Below are 19,252 nucleotides of genomic sequence, written 5' to 3'. Positions count from 1 at the left end.
TTCACTTACTACGGGTTATTCGAGCGCAAAAACAGGTCTACGAAGCACCGATCACAGCTTACTTGAGCGACGTGTTCTTTTCGGCCGGGTTGGCGTACGGAGTTTTGTTTGAACACAGCAGACGCGACCTGGAAGGACAGTTTTCGGATGGCCATCTCATGCGTACCTCAACAATCCGTTTGGTGCGAAAAGAGGGGCGCTTCTGGGTACTAACCACAATGAATTCTCGGTATGTCATCGCGTCCTTTAAAAAGTGCCATGGGCGTCCAAGTTTCCAAACCTTCCTTCGGTCTAGGGCGAGTGAAACCGACTGTCCATCGCTCATCACCCATTAGCTCCTTGCATTACCCTACAAAATCTTGGCATCAACATCGCAACCCATTACAGGTAATCGGTGATGGCCTTCAACGATGACGACACGGTGTACCGCGATGTTCAGATGCCTGTTGCGCGAGGTCGAGAGCTACTGCAGCTAGTGACTATGTTGCGCGACTCGGGCGCACATCCGAGTCTCGATAAGGTTTTTGCACACATGCAACTTGAATTGAGGATGTCGATCGATATCGTCGAGAACCCACCAGACTGGGGAGCTACCGAGCCTACTCACAATTGAGAGCATACGGCGAGGCGCTCAAGTGAAAGGCGATTACCTCGCGTTCGATCTTGCATTGTGAGGGCGGAGGAGTGCGTTCAGCGTTTTTTAGGGAGTATTCCGGTGAGGTTTCAAATCTATTCAGATCTCCACAGCGAATTCGCTCGATTCGATCCCGCCCCAAGCGATGCTGATGTTGTCATTCTCGCCGGTGACATCGATCTGAAGTCGAGAGGTGTGAAATGGGCCAACGAGACATTCCAGTGTCCGGTGATCTACGTGTGCGGGAATCATGAGTATTACGACGGTTACATCGATCACACACTGCGGAAGATGAAGGATGCAGCTTTACCGCATGTGCATGTACTGGAAAATGAGGTGCTGATTCTGGATGAAACCCGTTTTCTAGTTACTACGGGTTGGACTGATTACACATCGACTGGAGATGTCCAGGCCGCTACCCGCATGGCTGCTGAATGGATGAACGATTTTCGTATGATAAGAGCTGACGTGAGCTACCGACGCTTGCGGCCTACTGATCTGATTGCCAAATCAAGGACGGCCTACAACTGGCTAGCTCAGGAATTAGGTAAACCCTTCGACGGCAAAACGCTGGTGATCACCCATGACGCGCCGGTGGCAGACTATCTCTCTGAAGAGCATGCCGGCCACCTGGCGGCTGCCTATGCGAATGACTGGTCGGATTTGTTGGAGGGCGCTGTTTTTTGGATCTACGGGCACACGCATGTAGCGGCAAACTTCAACAAAAATGGCTGCCGTTTGGTTTCAAATCCGCGCGGCTATCCAGGGGAGAATACCGGTTTTGTTCCTGATCTGATTATCGAGTTTTGAAAGCTTGAGATAGCCGCTTACGCGAAGAAGTAACTTGCATTCGATTTCCCTGCTTGCCTGCTGTCGCAACCTCGTTATGCCTACTCGTGGGAACCGAGCCATCAAAAGCTCCGTATGTTGTCGCTGAACACGCCGTGGGCCTCCACTTCTTCGTTGTAGGCATTTACGGCTTCGCTATTCTCTGCCAGCCATTGCTCGCACTGTACCCTCCTCAGTGCCTCGGCCTGCTCCTGCTCCAAATAAATTTTGTCCTGAGTCTGCATGGCGTTGTCTCCCGTTCACTCGCGTTCATAAGAGTAGACAAAGGCGTCCTGAAAAACACCTAGCCGCTTACGCGAAGAACCGACTTGCAGCAGTGTCTACGGCACAGCGGAAAGTGCTCAGGGTTCAACCATCATGACTCCTGACCTTCCTGCGGATTCTGCTCCCGTGGAATCCTTCGGTCGCAATTTTTCTCGCTTGAGATTGGCCGCAAGCGCGCTTCGACGTTAACTGTATGCATATGCAGTCTCGATCAAGGCATGCATCATAAGCGTCACCATTCTCGGCTCGTTGGCAGCAGGGGGAGTCCAGATATCCAACAGATGACGTTCGGTTGATGACAAAAGCTGCGGTGGACGCGGTAAATATGGTCTTCCGACCTGGCTTCAAATACAGCAAAGCCGAGGTACTCCTAGTCAATCTATGCCAGAAAGGTGAGTACACCGAAGATCTCTTTTCGGTCACCCAGCCGGAGGCGACAGAGAAAGTGATGGACGTGTTGGATTCGATCAATGAACGGTGGGGTAGGGGAACACTGCGCTTGGCGAGTGTGCCAACCAATCCTGATTGGGGCATGCGGCGCGAGATGATGAGTCAGAGTTTTACAACGCGCGTCGATCAGTTGTGGACTGTGTATTGCAGGTGATCGTCTCTGGATCAGAAGGGGGTGGAAGATGTTGTTGCCTGTTACGAAGTCATCATCTGTAAGGCGTGGAGATGCTACCTACGAAGTGCCGTGCCACGGACTGATGGTTCCCACGTCGATCCCGCGTCTACTCAGTGAGTGGTTGTAATCTACCTGGATCCTCAGATCCGCTGAAGCAGGAGATTTGCTGCAGTCAGATGTTCGGCAAACGTCCGATCGATAGCTCCGATCAAAGAAGCTATCGCAACTTACATGATGCGAGCTACGGAGAAGCCCCTGGCGTAGCAGTCGCTGTGCAAGAAGATTCAGGTGAGCATTTCACACGGGCATGTTCGATCCCGAGGAAGCGAAGTACACGAGTGGTGTGGTGGAATTGCCGTACGCACTCTAAGGCTCACCAAGTACACGGCTACAAGAAACGCTAGTTCACCCGGCAAACACGGTGCTCGCTTGCCAAATCAGAAGCATCCAGCACATCCCCAGTCGTCCCACCATGAAACACATCAGTTCATTCGCGCTCACGATGCTTCCTGCTCCAGCGTGCTGCTGGCCTCTGATGGTGATGAGTCCACCGCGTCGGATGTATACCAGCCGGTGACAGTCCACACCGTCACTAGCCAGATGAGGGCAGTGATTACGAGCATTGCCAAGAACGCTTTGGTGCTCATGGTGTTGGGTGTCTCCTGTAGTGGAAACGGTGAGAGTCAGGGTTATGAAGTTTAGTTCATAGCGCAGCCATGCCCTCAGGGATAACCGTAGATAAATAGGGCAAAACCCTACGGAAGAGCTCGACTTGGCAATAACGGAAACTTTGACGCTAGGCTTCTCAATGACAGTGGAAGAAGCTATTTCAGGCGATCTAGCGCTGATAGGCTTTGGGCGCGCCACTGCGAAAATCTCAGCAATTCTGGAGGGGCGTAGACAGAAGCTACTGGCCTCAGGAGGTTTGACCGAGGTTTCTGGGCTCATTTCGTGCCATGTGTCACCCGTGCAATCCAGCCGTATCGACGGTTTGGAGGAAGTACGCGGAATTGCGACTGAGCCTAGTGCGCAAGTGACGTTTCGGTAATGTTGATGTGTAAACAATCCAAGCCCACAAATAAGGAACTCCCCCTCAATGAGTGAGACCCTGAAGATAACTGAGCAATTGCGCAGCGCTTTGGCGTTGGGGCAGCAGGTGGAGGCGCTGCGCCACGAGGAAATGCAGTTCAAGCCGATTGATGGCCGTAACATTGCGGAACTGGAGCGGCTGGAGCAGGTACTGCAGCTCTATGAACAAACCATGACCAAGTTGGGCTATATCATAATGGAGGCAGCCGACGATCAGGGCCTTCGATTTGATGCTCCGTCCGAGCTTCTAAACCAAGAAGCCTAGACTTGAGTCGTCGCGCTCTCCTCAATGCTGAGTTCAGTATAGGACATGGCGGCACCTTAACGGAGAGTGAGGTGTTGCACTCAGCTTTCGCGGCCTCCCTGTTTTACGAGTTACTATTCAATTGAGCGCATTTTTTATAAAGTGCTGAACGTTACTAATCCGGGGTTTCCATGTCCAAACTCGCAGAATTCCGCCAGCTCGAAAAACACCTGGCTGAACAGCTCCAAGCCCTCGAAGCGCTGAAAGGTGATGATGGCCTGAAGAAAGAAATTGAATTCGAGACCAAGCTGCGCGCTTTGCTGGCAGAGTACGGTTACAGCCTTCAAAACGTAATCAATTTGCTCGACCCGCAAGCTGGTCGTAGAGCTCCTGCAGCCGATGCAAAATCCGGCAGCCGTAAGCCACGCCAGGTGAAGATCTACAAAAACCCCAACACCGGTGAAGTCGTCGAAACCAAAGGCGGCAACCACAAGACTCTTAAAGAGTGGAAAGCTGAGCACGGCTCCGCGACGGTTGAGTCCTGGCTGACCAAGTGAGTTTGGTTTGAGTACAAGAAAAGGCCCATTAGGGCCTTTTTTGTTATCGATTTTTAGTCAGTCTGAGGGGTTGGCATTTCCAATTACCACTTTAGATCCGTTAAAGCGCCGCCTCCGGATTACGCCCAAATACTCGGCTGTATTCGGCCTTTGCAGTTTGTTCCGTAAATTCCCCTGACCATGTTGATACCACTACCGTTGCCACGCTATTGCAAATGGTGTTGCAGGTGGCGATGGCCATGGACATGAATCGGTATACCCCGAACAGCAGTGCCAAGCCTTCCACTGGCAATACTCCGATCGCTGTCACCGTGGCGGCGAACGCGACGAAGCTGCCGCTGGACACCGCTGCTGCGCCTTTGAACGTCACCAGCATGACGGCGCTAGTGCGGGCGGTGCTGAAACCGGCAAAAAACCTCATATCCTCAATCAAAGCTAAAAGACTTTCTACGAACCTGTGCAGGATTCTAGCCGTGTATAGGAATCGCGGCCAATCGTCCGAATTAGCATTCAAATTTGAAGCAACTCGTGGCCTCCGCCCATCTCTGCGCTATGGTAAGTTTTCCGGCATATAAGACTAAAGTCGTAGGAGGGCAGGGCATGCGAATTCGTGGGGATGTGTTCTGGCAGTGGGCTGATCCGACGCTTCACCACCGAACACACGACGAAACGTTAGACGACGGAACCTTCATTGATGTCCAAGTGAGGCTGTCGCCCACTGGAAACACGCAGATGTTCATTGGAGTGTATGCAGCGAGCGGCATGGCTTTGCATGAAGAGGCGCTTGACTCCAGGCCAGGTGAATCAATGACTCGAGCTTTAGCATGGGGTGTTGGGTGTGCAAGGCGACTCGCGATTGGACTCAAGCCTTCTGAAAGGCATGTTGCGTAGACCTTTGATTGCAGCGGGGTAGTGGTGTAGTCGCCATATCAAGTATGTGATCAAACTGCCTGATCTAGAAATTGGCCGCCGTCGTGCTTCAACTGTTGAGATGAAAGCCGCCACCGTAAGCCATGCCAGGTGGCGGCCTATAAAAAACCGCACACCGGCGAAATCGTCGAAACCAAAGGTGGCAATCACCGGACTCTGAAAGAGTGGAAGGGCGAATACGGCTCAGACTCGGCTGAGTCCTGGCTGACCAAGTGATTTCGGTTTGAGTACGAAAAAGGCCCGTAAGGCCTTTTTTGTTATCGATTTTTATTGAGTTAAAAGACGAATCTGAAGCTTTATTCAGCTTATAGAGTCGGCGTGCTCTTCCCGTTACTTTTGCAAAATATGTGAACTTTCGTCATACGCGAATTTCCATTGCTTGAGATTAAAGCCTCCTAGCTACTAGCCAGGAATCGGCTGTTGCAACCTCAAGCCAGGAAGTTGAAAGTGAAGACCTTGACGCCCAAGACCTCCCTGCGCCGTGCCGTTACCGGCCCGATGCTTTTTCTATTTATTCTCGGCGATGTTCTCGGGGCGGGCGTTTACGCGCTCGCCGGGACAATCGCGGGGGAGGTAGGAGGCGCAATATGGGTGCCCCTGCTCATCGCTTTGTTCTTCGCGATGCTCACTGCAGGTTCCTACGCAGAGTTGGTGACAAAATATCCTCACGCGGGCGCCGCTTCGGTTTTCGCTGAGAAGGCGTTCCGGTCTCCGCTCATTTCTTTTCTCGTTGGCTTTTGCATGCTATCCGCAGCTGTCACGAGCGCGGCGGGCTTGTCGCTGGCGTTTGCGGGTGACTACCTAGCGGCGTTCATCCATGTACCGCCTCACATTGCAGCCCTACTGTTCCTACTCATTATCGCGCTTCTAAATGCGAGGGGAATTAAAGAGTCCTTAGGAGCCAACCTAGTGATGACGGTCATTGAGCTGTCAGGTCTTCTTTTGGTCGTTGTTGCCGCCGCTTGGTATTTCCGTACAGGCGACGCAGATTTGGGTCGCAGCCTTGACTTCAAGTCCGGGGTCAGCCCGGTGTTAGCCGTTTTAGGTGCGGCATTGATCGCCTTCTATTCCTTTGTAGGATTCGAAACATCCGCCAATCTCTCGGAAGAAATTCGAGACGTACGAAAAGTTTATCCGCGCGCATTATTTGCCGCATTGCTAACCGCCGGAGTCGTCTACATGGCTGTAAGCGTCGCGGCATCTTCCGTACTGCCCATGGAAAAACTGGTTGCAACCTCTGCTCCTCTTCTTGAGGTGGTTCGGGAGTCAGGTTTGAACATTCCGCCTCGCCTCTTCGCCTTCATTGCACTGATCGCGGTAGCCAACGGCGCGCTGTTAACCATGATAATGGCGAGTCGCCTTACTTATGGCATGGCCTGTCTAGGACTTTTGCCGACCGCCTTGAGCAAGGTGCTGCCTCGGCGACGCACCCCTTGGATCGCGGTCATCGCTACCACCCTTGTAGCAATCGCACTCACGCTGACGGGAACGCTAGCTACATTGGCCGAAACCGTCGTTCTGCTCCTGCTGTTTGTATTTCTCAGCACTAATTTGTCTGTGTTATTCCTGCGCCGTGACCAGGTTGCGGAAAATCACTTTCGGGTGCCGACGTGGGTTCCAGTACTTGCTATCGTCTCGTGCCTGGTACTGCTCAGTCAGCAAAGTCTGGAAACATGGATGCGAGGAGGGGGCTTGATCCTGATGGGCATGCTGCTTTTTGTCTGTTCAAGAGTGGCACTGCCGGCGCCAGTAGAGCCTGGCTGATCTTGTAAGCGCTTCGCCTTTCTATCGCAGCGTAAAACTTGTCGAAGTCATAGGAGTGCGGGGTGGGCGCAGTTGTATCGGGTGCGTCCAATGCCTCGGATCTTTGATTCTGAGGACACTGGAACACCCCCCGATCAATCGTCCGGCATGGATGCATGCGTGAACGTCGCCGCGAGCGGGGGAGCACACCAACTTATCCGTGTGCCTACAGTTTGCTCACGGACGGGAAGCAACCTCGTCTAGGTGCTGCAGCAGTGCCAGAGGATCCTCGTAGACTCGAAGTGCACCAGCACGTTCAAGCTCTCCTGTGTCGTAACCACCAGAAAGCAGCCCTATACCGGTGGCCTTAAAGCGGCGTGCGGCAAGCATGTCCCAGATGGCGTCGCCGATCACCAGGCAATCTTCGATGGGTACATTGAGTTTGCTTGCAGCGGCGAGGAAAAGGTCTGGATCGGGCTTGCCATATTTCACGTCATCACGGGTGATGAGATTGACCTCCGCGATATCCAAGCCCAATACCTTCAGATTTATCGCCGCCGTGTCCATGCCACCGCTGGTCGCAATACACCACTTGAGCTGATCGCGGTTTAGAGTATCGAGAAGCTCTACAGCGCCAGGGAGAGCGGTTATCTGGCCTTGCAGATCCTGGTAGGCTTTATCATGTTTATCGCTGAGTCTTTTAGCCTGGTCGGGTTTGATTTCCAAGCCGGTCTCACGGGCTAACATCTTAAGCATCAGTCCACCGCTCATACCGATTTTTCTGTGAATTCGCCACATGGCCAACGGTATGTCTTCTGAATCGAGCGCGGTTTTCCACGCGAAAACATTCTGGTAAACGCTATCAGTCAACGTGCCATCTAGATCAAATATGAATGAGGTTTGCTGGCGCATGCGTGGCACCTCCCTAGAGTAAAAGTACTAGCGTTCGCTGACCAACGTGGTCTATCGATAGAAGCCCTGAGTTCGTAACAGTTCAGGATATTTACAGCGCACTTATGCGTGCCCGATGCGCACAACCGCGACTGGGATAGCCGAATAAATCATTTTGACGCGATGTAATATTTTGAAACATTTGACGCTGCGCGGGAGTCAACAGGTTTCAGCCCTCTAAGAATTCCTCATGAAAACCCCGCGTCCGTCCGCACGACTTGAACCACTTGCCCAGCTTAGAAATTTGAAGATGGCTCGATCTGCTCACGCCTATGTGCGAGGGAGCACTATTCAGTTTTATGAATGGCTACATAGTCAGTCGGGGAGGCGTCTCCCTAGTGGGCCGCCCGTTTGGATTTGTGGGGATTGTCACGCTGGAAACCTTGGGCCGACTGGTGATTTGAAGGGCCGGATTGATATCCATATTCGCGATCTAGATCAGACCGTTATTGGCAATCCTGCACACGACCTGGTCAGGCTAGCTTTGTCATTAGCAACGGCAGCCCGTGGGTCTGATCTGCCTGGCGTCGCGACTGCTCGAATGCTTGAAGAAATGATGCATGGGTATGAGCAAGCGTTCGTAGACGACGTAGACACAGAGCCACCTAGACCTGCTCAGGTTAAAGCTGGTATGCGTAACGCGGTGCAAAGGACGTGGAAGCACTTAGCAAAAGAGCGCATTGAGGACACTCGTCCCACCATTCCCTTGGGTAAGCATTTTTGGTCTCTTTCCCGAGCTGAGCGTGATGCTCTAAAAGCAATTTGCGCCACCTCTGAAATCCATACCCTGGTTACCTCACTCAAAGGGCGGTCGAAAGATGACCCTGTCGAAATGCTCGACTCTGCATATTGGGTAAAAGGTTGCAGCTCGCTGGGCTTAAAGCGGTACGCAGTGCTGTTAGGTGTGGGTGATGAAAACGATCAAGAGTTTTGCTTGCTAGATATAAAAGAGGCAATCAGTGCAGCAGCTCCTCGGGCGGCCAGAGCTGGGATGCCAAGAGATAATGGTAAGCGAGTCGTCGAGGGCGCTCGTTTTCTTTCGCCCGGCTTGGGAAATCGGATGCTGGCGACACGTGTGCTAGATCATGGATTTTTCATTCGCGAGCTGCTCCCTCAAGACATGAAGCTGGAACTGGATCAGTTGAGCCAACGAGATGCAATGCTTGCTGCCGGTTACCTGGCGAGAGTGGTTGGAATTGCTCACGCAAGGCAGATGGACAAGATTACCCGATCTTCTTGGATTGGCGACCTGCAAGCTTGCCGATCAAAGACACTCGATGCACCTTCTTGGCTTTGGTCGAGCGTTGTTCAGTTGGTCGGAAGTCATGAGAAAGGTTACTTGGAGCATTGTCGTCGTTATGCGCTTGAACATTAATTGAAGTGTCGGGCGCGGTAAGTCTTTGCAAAATCGCACGTGCCGCGTCAAATCGATGTGGCAGAACCTGGCTAGGGGCTCGCCCTTAATAACAGACCTTCACAGCGCTGATCTTTCGACTTTTTTGCGCCCGGGTAACGGTTCGCCGCGCGTTGCCCCCACTACGTCTACGCCGCTACCTCTTTTTTCGAAGTCGTAAACAAGATCATTACTGTTCATCTCGCTTTCGTCCCTTGGTCGTCACTAAAAATGTCGTGGAAATGGATCTCGAAATTTCTGTGAGAGATACCGCAAATTCCTCAATACAGTCGTACTGAACTCATCCGCACCGGCACGGATTTAGCCGCAGGCACCTTGCTGCGCTCGGCATGGTGCCAGAGAGGTACGAGCGAATTACATTCTGGATAGTAAGCAGCGGCACAACCTTCTGGAATGTCATAGGCAACGATTTCGAATGGCCCTACTTGACGCTTCACTTCAGGTTCAACAGCCGTAGTGATCAACACCCGTTCCCCGACTTCAAATCCCAGCCGAACGATATCGTTGAGGTGCATGAAAACCACCTCACGCGTACCGCTGATACCGCGAAAGCGATCCTCGTATCCGTAAATGGTGGTGTTGAACTGGTCGTTGATGCGTAACGTCATCAGTTGCAGGACATCGCGCGGCGTGACGTCGGGCGTTATGTCGTCATCTTCGTTGAGCGTGGCTGGGGTGATGAACTGAGCCTTACCACTTTTGGTCGACCACACCCGCCTTGCGGCAGCGATGGGTCGATGAAATCCACCTGGTTCCGCCATACGAGACTCCATGTCATGGAAGATTTCCGGGTAAATAATACCGATGGCCGTCCTGATCCTTGAGTAGTCATCGCCCCACGCCTGCCAATCGATTGAATGACCAGGGGGAAGAGTGGCCAGCGCCAGCCCAGCGACGATACTGGTTTCTGCTCTTAGGTTTGGGCCAACCGGCTCGGCACTGCCACGCCAGCCGTGGATGCAGCCGGTGCTGTCCTCGGTGGTATAGGTTTGCTCCGTCCCATTTTTCCGGTCTATCTCAATGCGTCCCAGGCACGGCAAAAGCCAGGTGTTGTTTGCTGGAATTAAGTGAGTGCGATTAAGTTTGGTTGCGATCTGCACGTTCAGTTCCAACGTCTGCCAAGCGGGTTCCATTCGTGCCGTGTCGGGAATAGCTCGCAGAAAATTGCCACCCAAGCCAATGAAGCCTCGTACTTGACCGGCCAGAATGCCTTCACAGGCGTCGACAGTGCACAGTCCCAATTGCCGCGGCACCTTGAAACCGAAATGCTGCTCGATCAACTCGGTGGGCACTTTCTTCGGGTCTTCGGTAACACCTACGGTGCGCTGCCCTTGGACGTTAGAGTGGCCCCTTACCGGGCAAACACCGGCACCGGGCTTCCCAATGTTTCCGCGCATCAGCAATAGATTTACCACCATTTGCACGTTCTCCACGCCATGCCGATGCTGGGTCAAGCCCATTCCGTAAATCATCATCACCCGTTTGCTACGTGCATAAGTGGTGGCCGCCGCTTCAAGTGCGCCGCGAGTCAAACCAGATTTACGTTCGATATGCTGCCAATGATGAGTGCGAACTGATGTCGCAAAAGCCTCGAAACCTTCGGTGTGCCTGGCAATGAAGTCGTTATCGAGAATTGAATTGCCGCCATCTCGTTGCGCGTCATCGTCAAGTTCTAGCAATGCCTTTGCAATGCCGATCATAGCTGCGGTGTCACCACCGATGGCGACCTGGTGATACTGGGTGCTGATGACAGTAGATTCTGGCGTCAGCATCTCTGTGGGTGACTGCGGGTTAACGAAGCGCTCTAGCCCTCGTTCACGTAACGGGTTGAAGGTGATAATGGGGACGTTACGTTTGCGCACGTCCTGCAACTGATGAAGCATCCTCGGAGCGTTGCTGCCGACGTTCTGGCCAAAGAAAAATAGGCAGTCGGTGTGGTTGAAATCATCCAGCGTGACTGTACCGACCGGCACACCGATGCTTTCTTGCAAACCCACAGACGTGCTTTCGTGGCACATATTCGAGCTGTCGGGCAGGTTGTTGGTGCCATAAGCCCTGGCGAATAACTGGTACATGAACGAGGTTTCCAGGGAGGCACGGCCCGAGGCATAAAACACCACACTGTCGGGCTCCATAGTTTTTAGCTTCGCACCAATATCGCGGTACGCTTCTTCCCACGTAGTTTCCCGATACCGATCACTCGTCGAGTCGTATCGCATTGGGTGGGTAAGCCGACCTTGTTGCTCCAGATCATAATCCTGCCATTGCCGAAGCTCACTCAGGGTGTGGTTGGCAAAAAAAGCAGGGTCGGTTTTTTTCGATGTCAGCTCCCAGGCAGTTGCCTTGGCACCGTTCTCGCAAAACTCCAATGCGTGTGGGTGTCCTGGCTTCGCCCAAGCACAACTGACGCAGGCGAAACCATCCGGCTTGTTCTGCTTTAGAAGGGCTTTGGGAGCCTTGGAAAAAGCTTGCTCACGCCAAAGTATTTTCATCACGGAGTTCGCGGATCCCCAGCCACCACTTGCATGTCTATATGGTTTGAAATGGGCTTTTGGATGAATGAGCATTGGCGGCTCCGGAAAGCTTATCGGGGGATATTGGTATAGATAGGACGAATGGCTGCAAGGAATGGTTCGAGTGGATTTGAGGGGTATCAATCAATTTGGCGCGAGAGTATTGGATGGCACGCGGTGAGCTCAATGTTGAAAAGCAACGACAGCCAGAAAGTGTCAGCTTGATTCTAAAACGCAGTGGCCAGTGCCGGGAGACAGTAGCAGCACGTCGCTTGACTGACTTCATGTTCATGACCATCCGGGCCGCCGAGTAGCAACGAGCCCGACCGCTGGCAATGCCCACCATTTTATGACCTTCGGAGTCAGTGACGGTAGCTGAAACCCCATATCGCCATTGTGGTGGCCAGCTTATGACGCCAACGGCATGTACAACCTGCAATGCCCACCCTTCAATAACTGACAGCAAAATGAATTTAACCAGTGGCTGAGCAACCTACAAAGCTATGCAGCAGCTCGGGTTTTGTAGAAAAGGGCGGCGTGATCGCGATACCGGTAGTAGGATCGGCTATGGTGATAATGTGATATCGTGTACCACACACGTGACTATCTGACACTCGGCAGCCGAGCCAGGTATGATCGAACAATGGAATAAAATTCCGTGCCACCCAATTGCCCAAGCCCTGATGAGCTTCGCACCCGCAATGCGGAGTTGCTGGAAGAAAACGCCAGGCTGCGGGAGGCAATCTCGTCTCGCGATGCTTTTCTTGCAATTGCTGCTCACGAACTTCGAAATCCGATGACACCTATCTTTGGAAGGGTGAGCCTTCTGCGCCACATGGTTGGCAAACCTGACTGCTCAGCAGATAAGATTGAGAAAAGCCTTGGGCACATTGAATGGCTTATTTCGCGATATATCCAGCGAGCGACCACGCTGCTCGACATAGCGCGAGTCACTACCGGACACCTCAAGTTCGATCCAGTCCTAGTCAATGTTTGCCCACTCATCCGGGAGATAGCCGAAAGCGTTCGTCCTCTTGCTGAGCATGCGGGTTCGACTCTGGATCTTCAGCTCCAACCGGAAGGATTGACCATTCTTGGTGACCGCCTGTCACTGGAACAGATCATCGACAACCTGATCTCCAACGCCGTCAAGTACGGAGGTGGAACTCCGATTTTGATCACTGCGACCGCAGACTTTAAAAACGACACTGCTGTTATCTGCGTCCGCGATAACGGGCCAGGTATTGCACCTGCCGATCAGAGCCGTATTTTCGAGCGTTTTGAAAGAGCGGTGCGACCAGGGGAGCAGGTGACAGGTTTTGGCGTCGGGTTGTGGATTGTGCGTCAACTGACAGAGGCGATGGGTGGCGCAATCACGGTGTACTCTGAACCAGGCATGGGTTCGGCTTTTACTATTACGATGCCTCTGCAACTAGCGAAGGACACAAAATGAACACCCCTGTCTTATCAAAAGAGTCGGAAATTAAGAGATTGCCAACGGGCGTTTCGGGACTCGATACCATCTTAAATGGTGGTCTTATGCAGGGAGGGATTTACATCGTCCAAGGCGACCCCGGAGCAGGTAAGACGATCCTTACGAATCAGATCTGCTTCCACCATATTTCCAAGGTGGAAGGTAGTCGAGCACTGTTCGTTACCCTACTCGCCGAGAACCATGCTCGGATGATGAGTAATCTGCGCGGACTCTCCTTCTTCGATCAAAGTCGCATTCCCGATGGATTGACCTATCTCAGCGCCTTCAACGCGCTGCGGGAGGATGGCACCAAAGGGCTCACCACTCTCCTGCGCCGTGAAATATTACGCCGCAGATGTTCGTTGCTGGTGATTGACGGAATAGTCTCGGCGCAAACCACTGCGGAATCTGATCAGGCATTCAAAGAGTTTATTCACAGCTTGCAGGAAATCGCGCTCGCAACCGATTGCACCATGATCATGACGAACAATGCTGGTATGGGCGAGGTATCACCCGAGCAAACAATGGTGGATGGGTTAATAAGGCTGAGAGATCAAAATTACGGTTGGCGCTCAGAGAGCGACCTGCAAGTGACCAAATTTCGTGGCGGCGCGTTTCTGCGCGGACGTCACGCATACAAGATTACGGATGCAGGTTTTGTCGTGCACCCCCGAATAGAGGCATTGCTTGGCCGCCCCTCTCAGAAGGAAGCACTTATAACCAAAAGAGCGTCAACCGGACTCGCCAGGCTGGATGAAATGCTTGATGGAGGCCTTCCTGCTGCGTCAACGACCATGGTCATGGGGCCATCGGGAGCCGGAAAGACAACAATTGGTCTGCACTTCCTATCTGAGTCATCAGAAGATGAGCCTGGCCTAATGTTCGGGTTTTATGAAACCCCCGAGCGCACTCGGGCCAAAGTCGAGGTGATGAGCACAACTTTAGCCAATATGATCGACGCAGGCACCGTGGAAATCATGTGGCAGCCTCCCACCGACGACCTGCTTGACGCCTACGGTGAAAGATTGCTGGCGGCCATCCGACGACGCGGAGTCCGTCGACTGTTCATAGACGGGCTTGGAGGCTTTACCAAGGCAGCAGTTGAGCCAGCGAGAATGGATCATTTTTTCACCGCGCTGGCTAATGAGCTGCGAGTGCTAGGCGTAACGACTGTTTATTCTTTGGAAGTGCCTGACATCTTGGGCCCGGCTATTCGAATACCTGTCAATGATATCTCTAGCATCGCTGAGAATATGGTGCTGTTACGTTTCGTCGAAGTACGATCCAGTCTGTACCGGCTGCTCTCAATTTTGAAAGTGAGAAACAGCAATTTCAATCCGTCCCTACACGAATACACCATCACTAATTCCGGGCTGGTCATCAACGATACATACGAAACTGCCGAAACCATCCTGTCACAAGTCGACCCAACAGCGGAGCGGATCACAGTTGCAAGTTCGGCTGCGCTGCAACCGAAAGGCAAGGACTAATTATGGCTATCGTCCTGATCGTCGATGATGAGTTTGGTATTGCCAGCCTCCTTGAGGACGTACTTGAGGATGAGGGCCATCGTTCGATCCTTGCGGCTAACGGACGGCAAGCATTAGAAAAAGCGGGTGAAACGCGTCCAGATCTGGTGATCACCGATTTTATGATGCCGGTTATGGATGGGGCTGCGCTAATTGCCTCCCTGTCCAACCATCCAGAGCTAAAGAAAATTCCCATAATTCTGATGAGTTCCTTGCCCGAGCCTACTGTGGCGGAAAGATGCTCTGGCTACGCTTCATTCCTGCGCAAGCCTTTCAAAATCTTGGAAGTCATAGATTTAGTGGAAAAGTTGCTTGCAAAAAAAAATTGAGCGCAGTGCGTATCATATGACTTCGATTGCAATCGATATCTTCTTGCAATCCGCTCTTGCGGTGGGGACGCGTGGAAGGCGATTGTGTTGAAAGAGTTGGTCTTCCAGCATTGAGTGCAAAAAAGGCCCTTGAGGGCCTTTTTTGTTAGCCGACTGTGTTAATTAGATATCGACCTTGAACCGGAAATTAATCAGATTCAAGAAGCGAGCTGAACCACTCAGCATAGGGTGAATTGGTGACCTGGTGCATATTGAAGTCTTGCCTCCCATCGTTCCACCAAACAGGGCCCCGTTCCCCGAGGGCTACCTTGGCTTTTAGTACGTTTTCCCGAGCCAACTTAACCTGCGAGGCGTCTCCCGAAGCCTTTGCTTTCTTAACGTCACGTCGAGCTGCCATAAGCTCGTTTACAAGACTCTGCCGCTCATCGTCTTTCAGGGCAGGATTGGAACATCGCCACAGCTGTCCTTGGACAACGAAGTAACGACCGTCTGGGGTCACTGGATGCATTACTTCTCTACGACCTTTCAAAGGGCGCTTCTCCAGAGAATTCACGAAGGACGACTACCTCAGCTTTCGGGTAGGAAGGCGTTTAGCTTGTTTGACCCCAAACAGTATTCCCAGTATCAGCGCAGCGCCCGCCGCCAGGAGTATTGGGTAGGGATGTTTACCTGACATCCGGATGCCCTCAGCTCCGTGTTGATCGCTTGTCGGAGCATGTCGTTCTCCTGATGCCGGTGGAGTAAGACTAATCGGAATGTCAGAGAGATCGATCTCTGCTTCGTACTGCATTTCGTTTAACGGCAAACGCGCACCGTCCGCGAGAATCAGGGTGAGGTCTTCGACAGTGCCGGCAAGTCGATCGGGAAATACTGGCTCACCCGTGGGATCAAGCTCATCGTAATAAAACTGCTGTCCTTCCAGCCAACCTATGGCCGTCATCAATTCGGGGCAGAGGTAATATTTCCCGTCGAGGAAGAAGCCTGGGAAATGTCGTGTGCGTCCGAGACTTTCTACGATGTAGCGCTCGCCTGCCTTCATACCGGTTGCTGGGTCAATCATGATGAAGTCCTCAGATTCGCTGGTGTTGCGATAGAGGATGGGGTCTGGCGCAACGTTCCATCGAGATGACTGAAAGGCTGACGTTTAAGCGTAGGATTGACGTAGGCGCATGATGGCATCTGTGATGCCTTGAGCAATCTTGTCGAGCGTTTCCATCGATGCGATTGCATTGGCGGCGATGTGTTCCGCTCCGCTTTCAGAGAGCCAGTTGGTTACCTCTTCAATGGCCGCGCAGATTGCATGTTGGTTGTGAAGTAGCAGTGTGAGAGCGTCTGCTGCTGCTATGTTCGCTTCAGAGCTATCTGGCATGGGGATCTTCCTTGAGCTTTCGATGAGGCTTGAGCTTTCGATGAGGAAAGCCTAGCTGAACCGTCGTCTTTCAGTGAGCTCTTGGTGCAATGAGCAGGCATAGTCATGGACATAAGCCCAAGCTCACAAGGCGTTATACTGGTGGCTCACTGCTAACCATCCGCTCGAATGAATTCATTGGCGTCTTGTTTGTCTGACGCATATTCATGCTTCGTTGGCCGCCCCGTACCTATAATATCTTTCACAAGGTAGCGAGCGAGCTATGCAGCCCCCTCTCAGCTGCAGTTGAGGCACACGACGTAGACTGCCAAAACCCGCTTCAACGAATCCAATCCCCATCGACGCAGGGTCAAACATGTCTGTACAAATTCGCAACAACGTTCGCGTTCGAGGTTCGGGCCCTGCCACTTTGGTTTTTGCGCACGGTTTTGGTTGCGATCAAAATATGTGGAGACTGGTTGAGCCTGCTTTTTCAGAAAGCTATCAAACGATTCTTTTCGACGTTGTAGGGTGTGGTAAGTCTGACCTTTCGGCTTATGAGGTTGCAAGATATTCAACCTTGAAAGGATACGCACAGGACATCGTCGAAATCATCAATGAGTTTGCCAGCGGGCCGGTCATATTTGTGGGGCATTCAGTCAGTGCTATGGCTGGAGTAATCGCTGCCAATACGCGTCCGGGCCTTATCGGAGCGCATGTGATGGTTGGGCCTTCTCCCTCCTACATCAACGATGGGGATTACTTTGGCGGATTCAGCCGGGAAGACATCGACTCTCTCTTGGAGACTCTTGAAAGCAATTACCTTGGCTGGTCGAGCTCCATGGCTCCCGCCATCATGGGCGCGCCTGGACAACCACACCTTGGCGTCGAGTTGACTAACAGTTTCTGTCAGACAGATCCGGACATTGCAAAGCGATTCGCGAGGGTGACCTTCCTTTCGGACAATCGTAGTGATGTCGCTAGGTTGCAGGCGCCGGCGCTGATTATTCAGTCGTCCGAGGACATCATCGCGCCTGTAGAGGTTGGTCACTACCTTCATAAGGTGATTCCCGATAATCGACTTGAGGTGATTGAAAACATGGGCCACTGTCCGCACCTCAGCGCACCTGGTCTCTGCATCGATGCGATCCAAAGCTTTATTGAAAGCGTTCAGAGTCGAATCGCTGATGCAGGCTGATGCCGACTCGCTTCCTGGTGCTGACTCACTTTATGAGCACGCTCCCTGTGCCCTGATTATCACGAGCAAGGCTGGCCTAATCCTAAGGGCGAACACCACTTTTTGCGAATGGCTGGGATACCCGAAAGCCCAGCTAATTGGCCATCGTAAACTGCAAGAATTACTTACGATCGGAGGACGAATTTTTCATCAAACTCATTGGATACCTTTATTGGAAATGCAGGGTTCCATTTTCGAGGTAAAGCTCGAGTTTGCAACGTCTGACGGAAAAAAAGTGCCGATGATTCTCAACGTGAGAAGGAGAGAACACTCGGGTGGCACTTTCGATGAGGTTTCGGCATTTGTGGTAATCGAGAGACACCGATTCGAGCAAGAAGTATTGATTTCCAAGCGGCAGGCGGAGGATTCACTCGAAGCACACTTAGCTCTCCAGCGAGATCTTTCTGTAGCCGATGCCAGGCTGCGGATTGCGTTAGAGTCTGCCCAGATGCATGTCTGGGATGTCGACCCTGTGACACGCGAGCGCCGTTACGATGAGAGCGTCGCGTGTCTGCTTGGTTACTCATCGAGCCAGTTTATTTCCGCAGCCGCTTACTCAAGCTTCATTGAGCCCCAAGACCAGCAGCGGGAAACCGAACTCTTTTCGGCGGCGCTTGAGTCGGTAGCTCAGGAATATCGCTGCATCTACCGATTGAACGGGATTGACGGCGTTCAGCGTACCGTGCTGTCGACTGGTCGCGCCGCATTTGATCCTGATAATAAGCTTGTTCAGTTTGTAGGCATCCTTCATGACATTACCGACGTAAAACGTGAGCAAGCTGCGGCTGAAGACCGCGCCCTTTTTTCCGAGCAAATGATTGGGATCGTAAGTCACGACCTGCGTAATCCTCTCTCGGTGATATCAATGTCCACGGAAATGCTTGATCGCCAGGACTTAACGCCGAACCAGAAAAAATTTGTTCGTCACGCTCAGGACGCGGCGCTACGAGCGCGCAGGCTCATCAACGATTTGTTGGACTTCACGCAGGCGCGTATAGGGCGTGGTATCGGAATTACGAAAGCGACCACCGATCTGCATCTGCTCATTGCAGGAACCGTGGAGCAACTCAGAATCGTTTATCCCAAACGAGAGCTTGTCCATTCAACACATGGCAATGGTTTATGTATTGCGGACGGCGATAGGCTTGCGCAATTGGCAGGCAACTTAATTTCTAACGCAGTCACTTACGGTGCGGAAAATCGTCCCGTGACGGTTACATCCTCCATTACGGAACTGGGCTTTGAGTTGATGGTGCACAACTGGGGTACACCGATTCCTCCAGACTTCCTTGCCACCGTCTTCAGTCCGATGACTCGCGGCGTCAATCTCCCTCAAGATACCCGCAGCGTAGGTCTGGGTCTTTTCATCGTAAGCGAAATCGTGAAGGCACACGGTGGCACGGTTTCCGTTACCTCTACCATTGATGCAGGGACAATATTCAAGGCTATTTTTCCGATCTGAAGGCAGGAACTCACAGAACTCCGTGGTCAAATCTCAGCGGTCACAGTCAACGGCTAGTGG

At 52.4% G+C, this 19,252-nt stretch carries 19 protein-coding genes and 4 pseudogenes; 15 read left to right on the top strand and 8 right to left on the bottom strand.

What is annotated here, in order from left to right:
• Positions 1 to 397 precede the first annotated feature (397 nt).
• Positions 398 to 613 (top strand): hypothetical protein, encoded by a 216-nt coding sequence (locus GBC55_RS01070; RefSeq protein WP_247266843.1) that lies wholly within the window; start codon positions 398 to 400, stop codon positions 611 to 613.
• Between the two features lie 102 nt (positions 614 to 715).
• Complete coding sequence (locus tag GBC55_RS01065; protein ID WP_162435972.1) at positions 716 to 1,444, top strand: metallophosphoesterase family protein; 729 nt, start codon at positions 716 to 718, stop codon at positions 1,442 to 1,444.
• Positions 1,445 to 1,545: 101 nt separating this feature from the next.
• Here the strand turns inward: GBC55_RS01065 and GBC55_RS01060 are convergent, their stop codons facing one another.
• Positions 1,546 to 1,707, bottom strand: a complete 162-nt coding sequence (locus GBC55_RS01060; protein WP_162435973.1) for a type II toxin-antitoxin system CcdA family antitoxin — start codon at positions 1,705 to 1,707, stop codon at positions 1,546 to 1,548.
• A gap of 311 nt (positions 1,708 to 2,018) precedes the next feature.
• On the opposite strand from GBC55_RS01060, the pseudogene GBC55_RS01055 reads away from it, so the two are divergent.
• Both GBC55_RS01055 and GBC55_RS01050 read left to right on the top strand, forming a co-directional pair.
• Positions 2,019 to 2,351: pseudogene (locus tag GBC55_RS01055) on the top strand (DUF4113 domain-containing protein); the annotation flags it as partial.
• A gap of 164 nt (positions 2,352 to 2,515) precedes the next feature.
• Positions 2,516 to 2,733 (top strand): annotated as a pseudogene (locus tag GBC55_RS01050) (DNA polymerase V subunit UmuC); the annotation flags it as partial.
• Between the two features lie 136 nt (positions 2,734 to 2,869).
• Here GBC55_RS01050 and GBC55_RS01045 read toward each other — a convergent pair.
• Complete coding sequence (locus tag GBC55_RS01045; RefSeq protein WP_162435975.1) at positions 2,870 to 3,019, bottom strand: hypothetical protein; 150 nt, start codon at positions 3,017 to 3,019, stop codon at positions 2,870 to 2,872.
• 449 nt (positions 3,020 to 3,468) lie between these two features.
• On the opposite strand from GBC55_RS01045, the gene GBC55_RS01040 reads away from it, so the two are divergent.
• Both GBC55_RS01040 and GBC55_RS01035 read left to right on the top strand, forming a co-directional pair.
• Positions 3,469 to 3,726 carry a hypothetical protein gene (locus tag GBC55_RS01040; RefSeq protein WP_162435976.1) on the top strand — a complete coding sequence of 86 codons (258 nt, stop codon included), beginning with the start codon at positions 3,469 to 3,471 and terminating at the stop codon, positions 3,724 to 3,726.
• A gap of 170 nt (positions 3,727 to 3,896) precedes the next feature.
• Positions 3,897 to 4,262, top strand: a complete 366-nt coding sequence (locus GBC55_RS01035; RefSeq protein WP_162435977.1) for a histone-like nucleoid-structuring protein, MvaT/MvaU family — start codon at positions 3,897 to 3,899, stop codon at positions 4,260 to 4,262.
• Between the two features lie 100 nt (positions 4,263 to 4,362).
• On the opposite strand, the pseudogene GBC55_RS01030 reads toward GBC55_RS01035, so the two are convergent.
• Positions 4,363 to 4,644 (bottom strand): annotated as a pseudogene (locus GBC55_RS01030) (cation:dicarboxylase symporter family transporter); the annotation flags it as partial.
• A 218-nt stretch (positions 4,645 to 4,862) separates the two neighbouring features.
• Here GBC55_RS01030 and GBC55_RS01025 point away from each other — a divergent pair.
• The 3 genes and pseudogenes from GBC55_RS01025 to GBC55_RS01015 all read left to right on the top strand — a co-directional run bounded on the left by GBC55_RS01025 (position 4,863) and on the right by GBC55_RS01015 (position 6,956).
• Positions 4,863 to 5,153 carry a hypothetical protein gene (locus GBC55_RS01025; RefSeq protein WP_247266842.1) on the top strand — a complete coding sequence of 97 codons (291 nt, stop codon included), beginning with the start codon at positions 4,863 to 4,865 and terminating at the stop codon, positions 5,151 to 5,153.
• A 37-nt stretch (positions 5,154 to 5,190) separates the two neighbouring features.
• A pseudogene (locus GBC55_RS29770) lies at positions 5,191 to 5,408 on the top strand (transcriptional regulator); the annotation flags it as partial.
• A gap of 282 nt (positions 5,409 to 5,690) precedes the next feature.
• Positions 5,691 to 6,956: an APC family permease gene (locus tag GBC55_RS01015; RefSeq protein ID WP_162436138.1), complete on the top strand. Its 1,266-nt coding sequence runs from the start codon at positions 5,691 to 5,693 to the stop codon at positions 6,954 to 6,956.
• A 216-nt stretch (positions 6,957 to 7,172) separates the two neighbouring features.
• Here GBC55_RS01015 and GBC55_RS01010 read toward each other — a convergent pair whose 3' ends face one another.
• On the bottom strand, positions 7,173 to 7,847 hold the full coding sequence (locus GBC55_RS01010; protein WP_162435978.1) for an HAD family hydrolase: 675 nt from the start codon (positions 7,845 to 7,847) through the stop codon (positions 7,173 to 7,175).
• Positions 7,848 to 8,076: 229 nt separating this feature from the next.
• Between GBC55_RS01010 and GBC55_RS01005 the strand changes: the two genes are divergently transcribed.
• Complete coding sequence (locus GBC55_RS01005; protein ID WP_162435979.1) at positions 8,077 to 9,261, top strand: DUF2252 domain-containing protein; 1,185 nt, start codon at positions 8,077 to 8,079, stop codon at positions 9,259 to 9,261.
• 299 nt (positions 9,262 to 9,560) lie between these two features.
• Here the strand turns inward: GBC55_RS01005 and GBC55_RS01000 are convergent, their stop codons facing one another.
• Positions 9,561 to 11,867, bottom strand: coding sequence for an FdhF/YdeP family oxidoreductase (locus GBC55_RS01000; RefSeq protein ID WP_162435980.1), 2,307 nt, complete (start codon positions 11,865 to 11,867; stop codon positions 9,561 to 9,563).
• A 604-nt stretch (positions 11,868 to 12,471) separates the two neighbouring features.
• On the opposite strand from GBC55_RS01000, the gene GBC55_RS00995 reads away from it, so the two are divergent.
• Genes GBC55_RS00995 through GBC55_RS00985 form a run of 3 tightly spaced genes read left to right on the top strand, consistent with a single transcriptional unit; the run spans position 12,472 to position 15,145 of the window.
• The gene (locus tag GBC55_RS00995) at positions 12,472 to 13,266 is read left to right on the top strand and encodes a HAMP domain-containing sensor histidine kinase (RefSeq protein WP_156339484.1); all 795 of its coding nucleotides are present in this window, start codon (positions 12,472 to 12,474) and stop codon (positions 13,264 to 13,266) included.
• Positions 13,263 to 14,777, top strand: a complete 1,515-nt coding sequence (locus GBC55_RS00990; RefSeq protein WP_162435981.1) for an ATPase domain-containing protein — start codon at positions 13,263 to 13,265, stop codon at positions 14,775 to 14,777. Before GBC55_RS00995 ends, GBC55_RS00990 begins: the two co-directional genes overlap by 4 nt.
• Positions 14,778 to 14,779: 2 nt before the next feature.
• Complete coding sequence (locus GBC55_RS00985; protein ID WP_162435982.1) at positions 14,780 to 15,145, top strand: response regulator; 366 nt, start codon at positions 14,780 to 14,782, stop codon at positions 15,143 to 15,145.
• Between the two features lie 187 nt (positions 15,146 to 15,332).
• Here the strand turns inward: GBC55_RS00985 and GBC55_RS00980 are convergent, their stop codons facing one another.
• The 3 genes from GBC55_RS00980 to GBC55_RS00970 all read right to left on the bottom strand — a co-directional run bounded on the left by GBC55_RS00980 (position 15,333) and on the right by GBC55_RS00970 (position 16,514).
• On the bottom strand, positions 15,333 to 15,653 hold the full coding sequence (locus GBC55_RS00980) for a hypothetical protein (protein ID WP_054052538.1): 321 nt from the start codon (positions 15,651 to 15,653) through the stop codon (positions 15,333 to 15,335).
• Between the two features lie 54 nt (positions 15,654 to 15,707).
• A complete protein-coding gene (locus GBC55_RS00975) occupies positions 15,708 to 16,205 on the bottom strand; it encodes a short chain dehydrogenase (RefSeq protein WP_162435983.1) in 498 nt (165 codons plus the stop codon).
• 84 nt (positions 16,206 to 16,289) lie between these two features.
• A complete protein-coding gene (locus GBC55_RS00970) occupies positions 16,290 to 16,514 on the bottom strand; it encodes a hypothetical protein (RefSeq protein ID WP_162435984.1) in 225 nt (74 codons plus the stop codon).
• 355 nt (positions 16,515 to 16,869) lie between these two features.
• On the opposite strand from GBC55_RS00970, the gene GBC55_RS00965 reads away from it, so the two are divergent.
• Positions 16,870 to 17,691, top strand: coding sequence for an alpha/beta hydrolase (locus GBC55_RS00965; RefSeq protein WP_162435985.1), 822 nt, complete (start codon positions 16,870 to 16,872; stop codon positions 17,689 to 17,691).
• A complete protein-coding gene (locus GBC55_RS00960) occupies positions 17,681 to 19,192 on the top strand; it encodes a PAS domain-containing sensor histidine kinase (protein ID WP_162435986.1) in 1,512 nt (503 codons plus the stop codon). The genes GBC55_RS00965 and GBC55_RS00960 overlap by 11 nt, the downstream gene beginning before the upstream one ends.
• Positions 19,193 to 19,252 lie beyond the last annotated feature (60 nt).

Source organism: Pseudomonas sp. TNT3, assembly GCF_010095445.2.
Taxonomy (GTDB): domain Bacteria; phylum Pseudomonadota; class Gammaproteobacteria; order Pseudomonadales; family Pseudomonadaceae; genus Aquipseudomonas.
Note: the sequence above shows the minus strand (reverse complement) of the source record. Positions and strands in the feature narration are given on the sequence as shown.

Excerpts from the sequence above, each read along its gene's own strand:
- GBC55_RS01070 (WP_247266843.1), top strand. The coding sequence starts at position 398 with ATGGCCTTCAACGATGACGACACGGTGTACCGCGATGTTCAGATGCCT.
- GBC55_RS01060 (WP_162435973.1), bottom strand. The coding sequence starts at position 1,707 with ATGCAGACTCAGGACAAAATTTATTTGGAGCAGGAGCAGGCCGAGGCA.
- GBC55_RS01045 (WP_162435975.1), bottom strand. The coding sequence starts at position 3,019 with ATGAGCACCAAAGCGTTCTTGGCAATGCTCGTAATCACTGCCCTCATC.
- GBC55_RS01040 (WP_162435976.1), top strand. The coding sequence starts at position 3,469 with ATGAGTGAGACCCTGAAGATAACTGAGCAATTGCGCAGCGCTTTGGCG.
- GBC55_RS01035 (WP_162435977.1), top strand. The coding sequence starts at position 3,897 with ATGTCCAAACTCGCAGAATTCCGCCAGCTCGAAAAACACCTGGCTGAA.
- GBC55_RS01025 (WP_247266842.1), top strand. The coding sequence starts at position 4,863 with ATGCGAATTCGTGGGGATGTGTTCTGGCAGTGGGCTGATCCGACGCTT.
- GBC55_RS01015 (WP_162436138.1), top strand. The coding sequence starts at position 5,691 with ATGCTTTTTCTATTTATTCTCGGCGATGTTCTCGGGGCGGGCGTTTAC.
- GBC55_RS01010 (WP_162435978.1), bottom strand. The coding sequence starts at position 7,847 with ATGCGCCAGCAAACCTCATTCATATTTGATCTAGATGGCACGTTGACT.
- GBC55_RS01005 (WP_162435979.1), top strand. The coding sequence starts at position 8,077 with ATGAAAACCCCGCGTCCGTCCGCACGACTTGAACCACTTGCCCAGCTT.
- GBC55_RS01000 (WP_162435980.1), bottom strand. The coding sequence starts at position 11,867 with ATGCTCATTCATCCAAAAGCCCATTTCAAACCATATAGACATGCAAGT.
- GBC55_RS00990 (WP_162435981.1), top strand. The coding sequence starts at position 13,263 with ATGAACACCCCTGTCTTATCAAAAGAGTCGGAAATTAAGAGATTGCCA.
- GBC55_RS00985 (WP_162435982.1), top strand. The coding sequence starts at position 14,780 with ATGGCTATCGTCCTGATCGTCGATGATGAGTTTGGTATTGCCAGCCTC.
- GBC55_RS00980 (WP_054052538.1), bottom strand. The coding sequence starts at position 15,653 with ATGCATCCAGTGACCCCAGACGGTCGTTACTTCGTTGTCCAAGGACAG.
- GBC55_RS00975 (WP_162435983.1), bottom strand. The coding sequence starts at position 16,205 with ATGATTGACCCAGCAACCGGTATGAAGGCAGGCGAGCGCTACATCGTA.
- GBC55_RS00970 (WP_162435984.1), bottom strand. The coding sequence starts at position 16,514 with ATGCCAGATAGCTCTGAAGCGAACATAGCAGCAGCAGACGCTCTCACA.
- GBC55_RS00965 (WP_162435985.1), top strand. The coding sequence starts at position 16,870 with ATGTCTGTACAAATTCGCAACAACGTTCGCGTTCGAGGTTCGGGCCCT.
- GBC55_RS00960 (WP_162435986.1), top strand. The coding sequence starts at position 17,681 with ATGCAGGCTGATGCCGACTCGCTTCCTGGTGCTGACTCACTTTATGAG.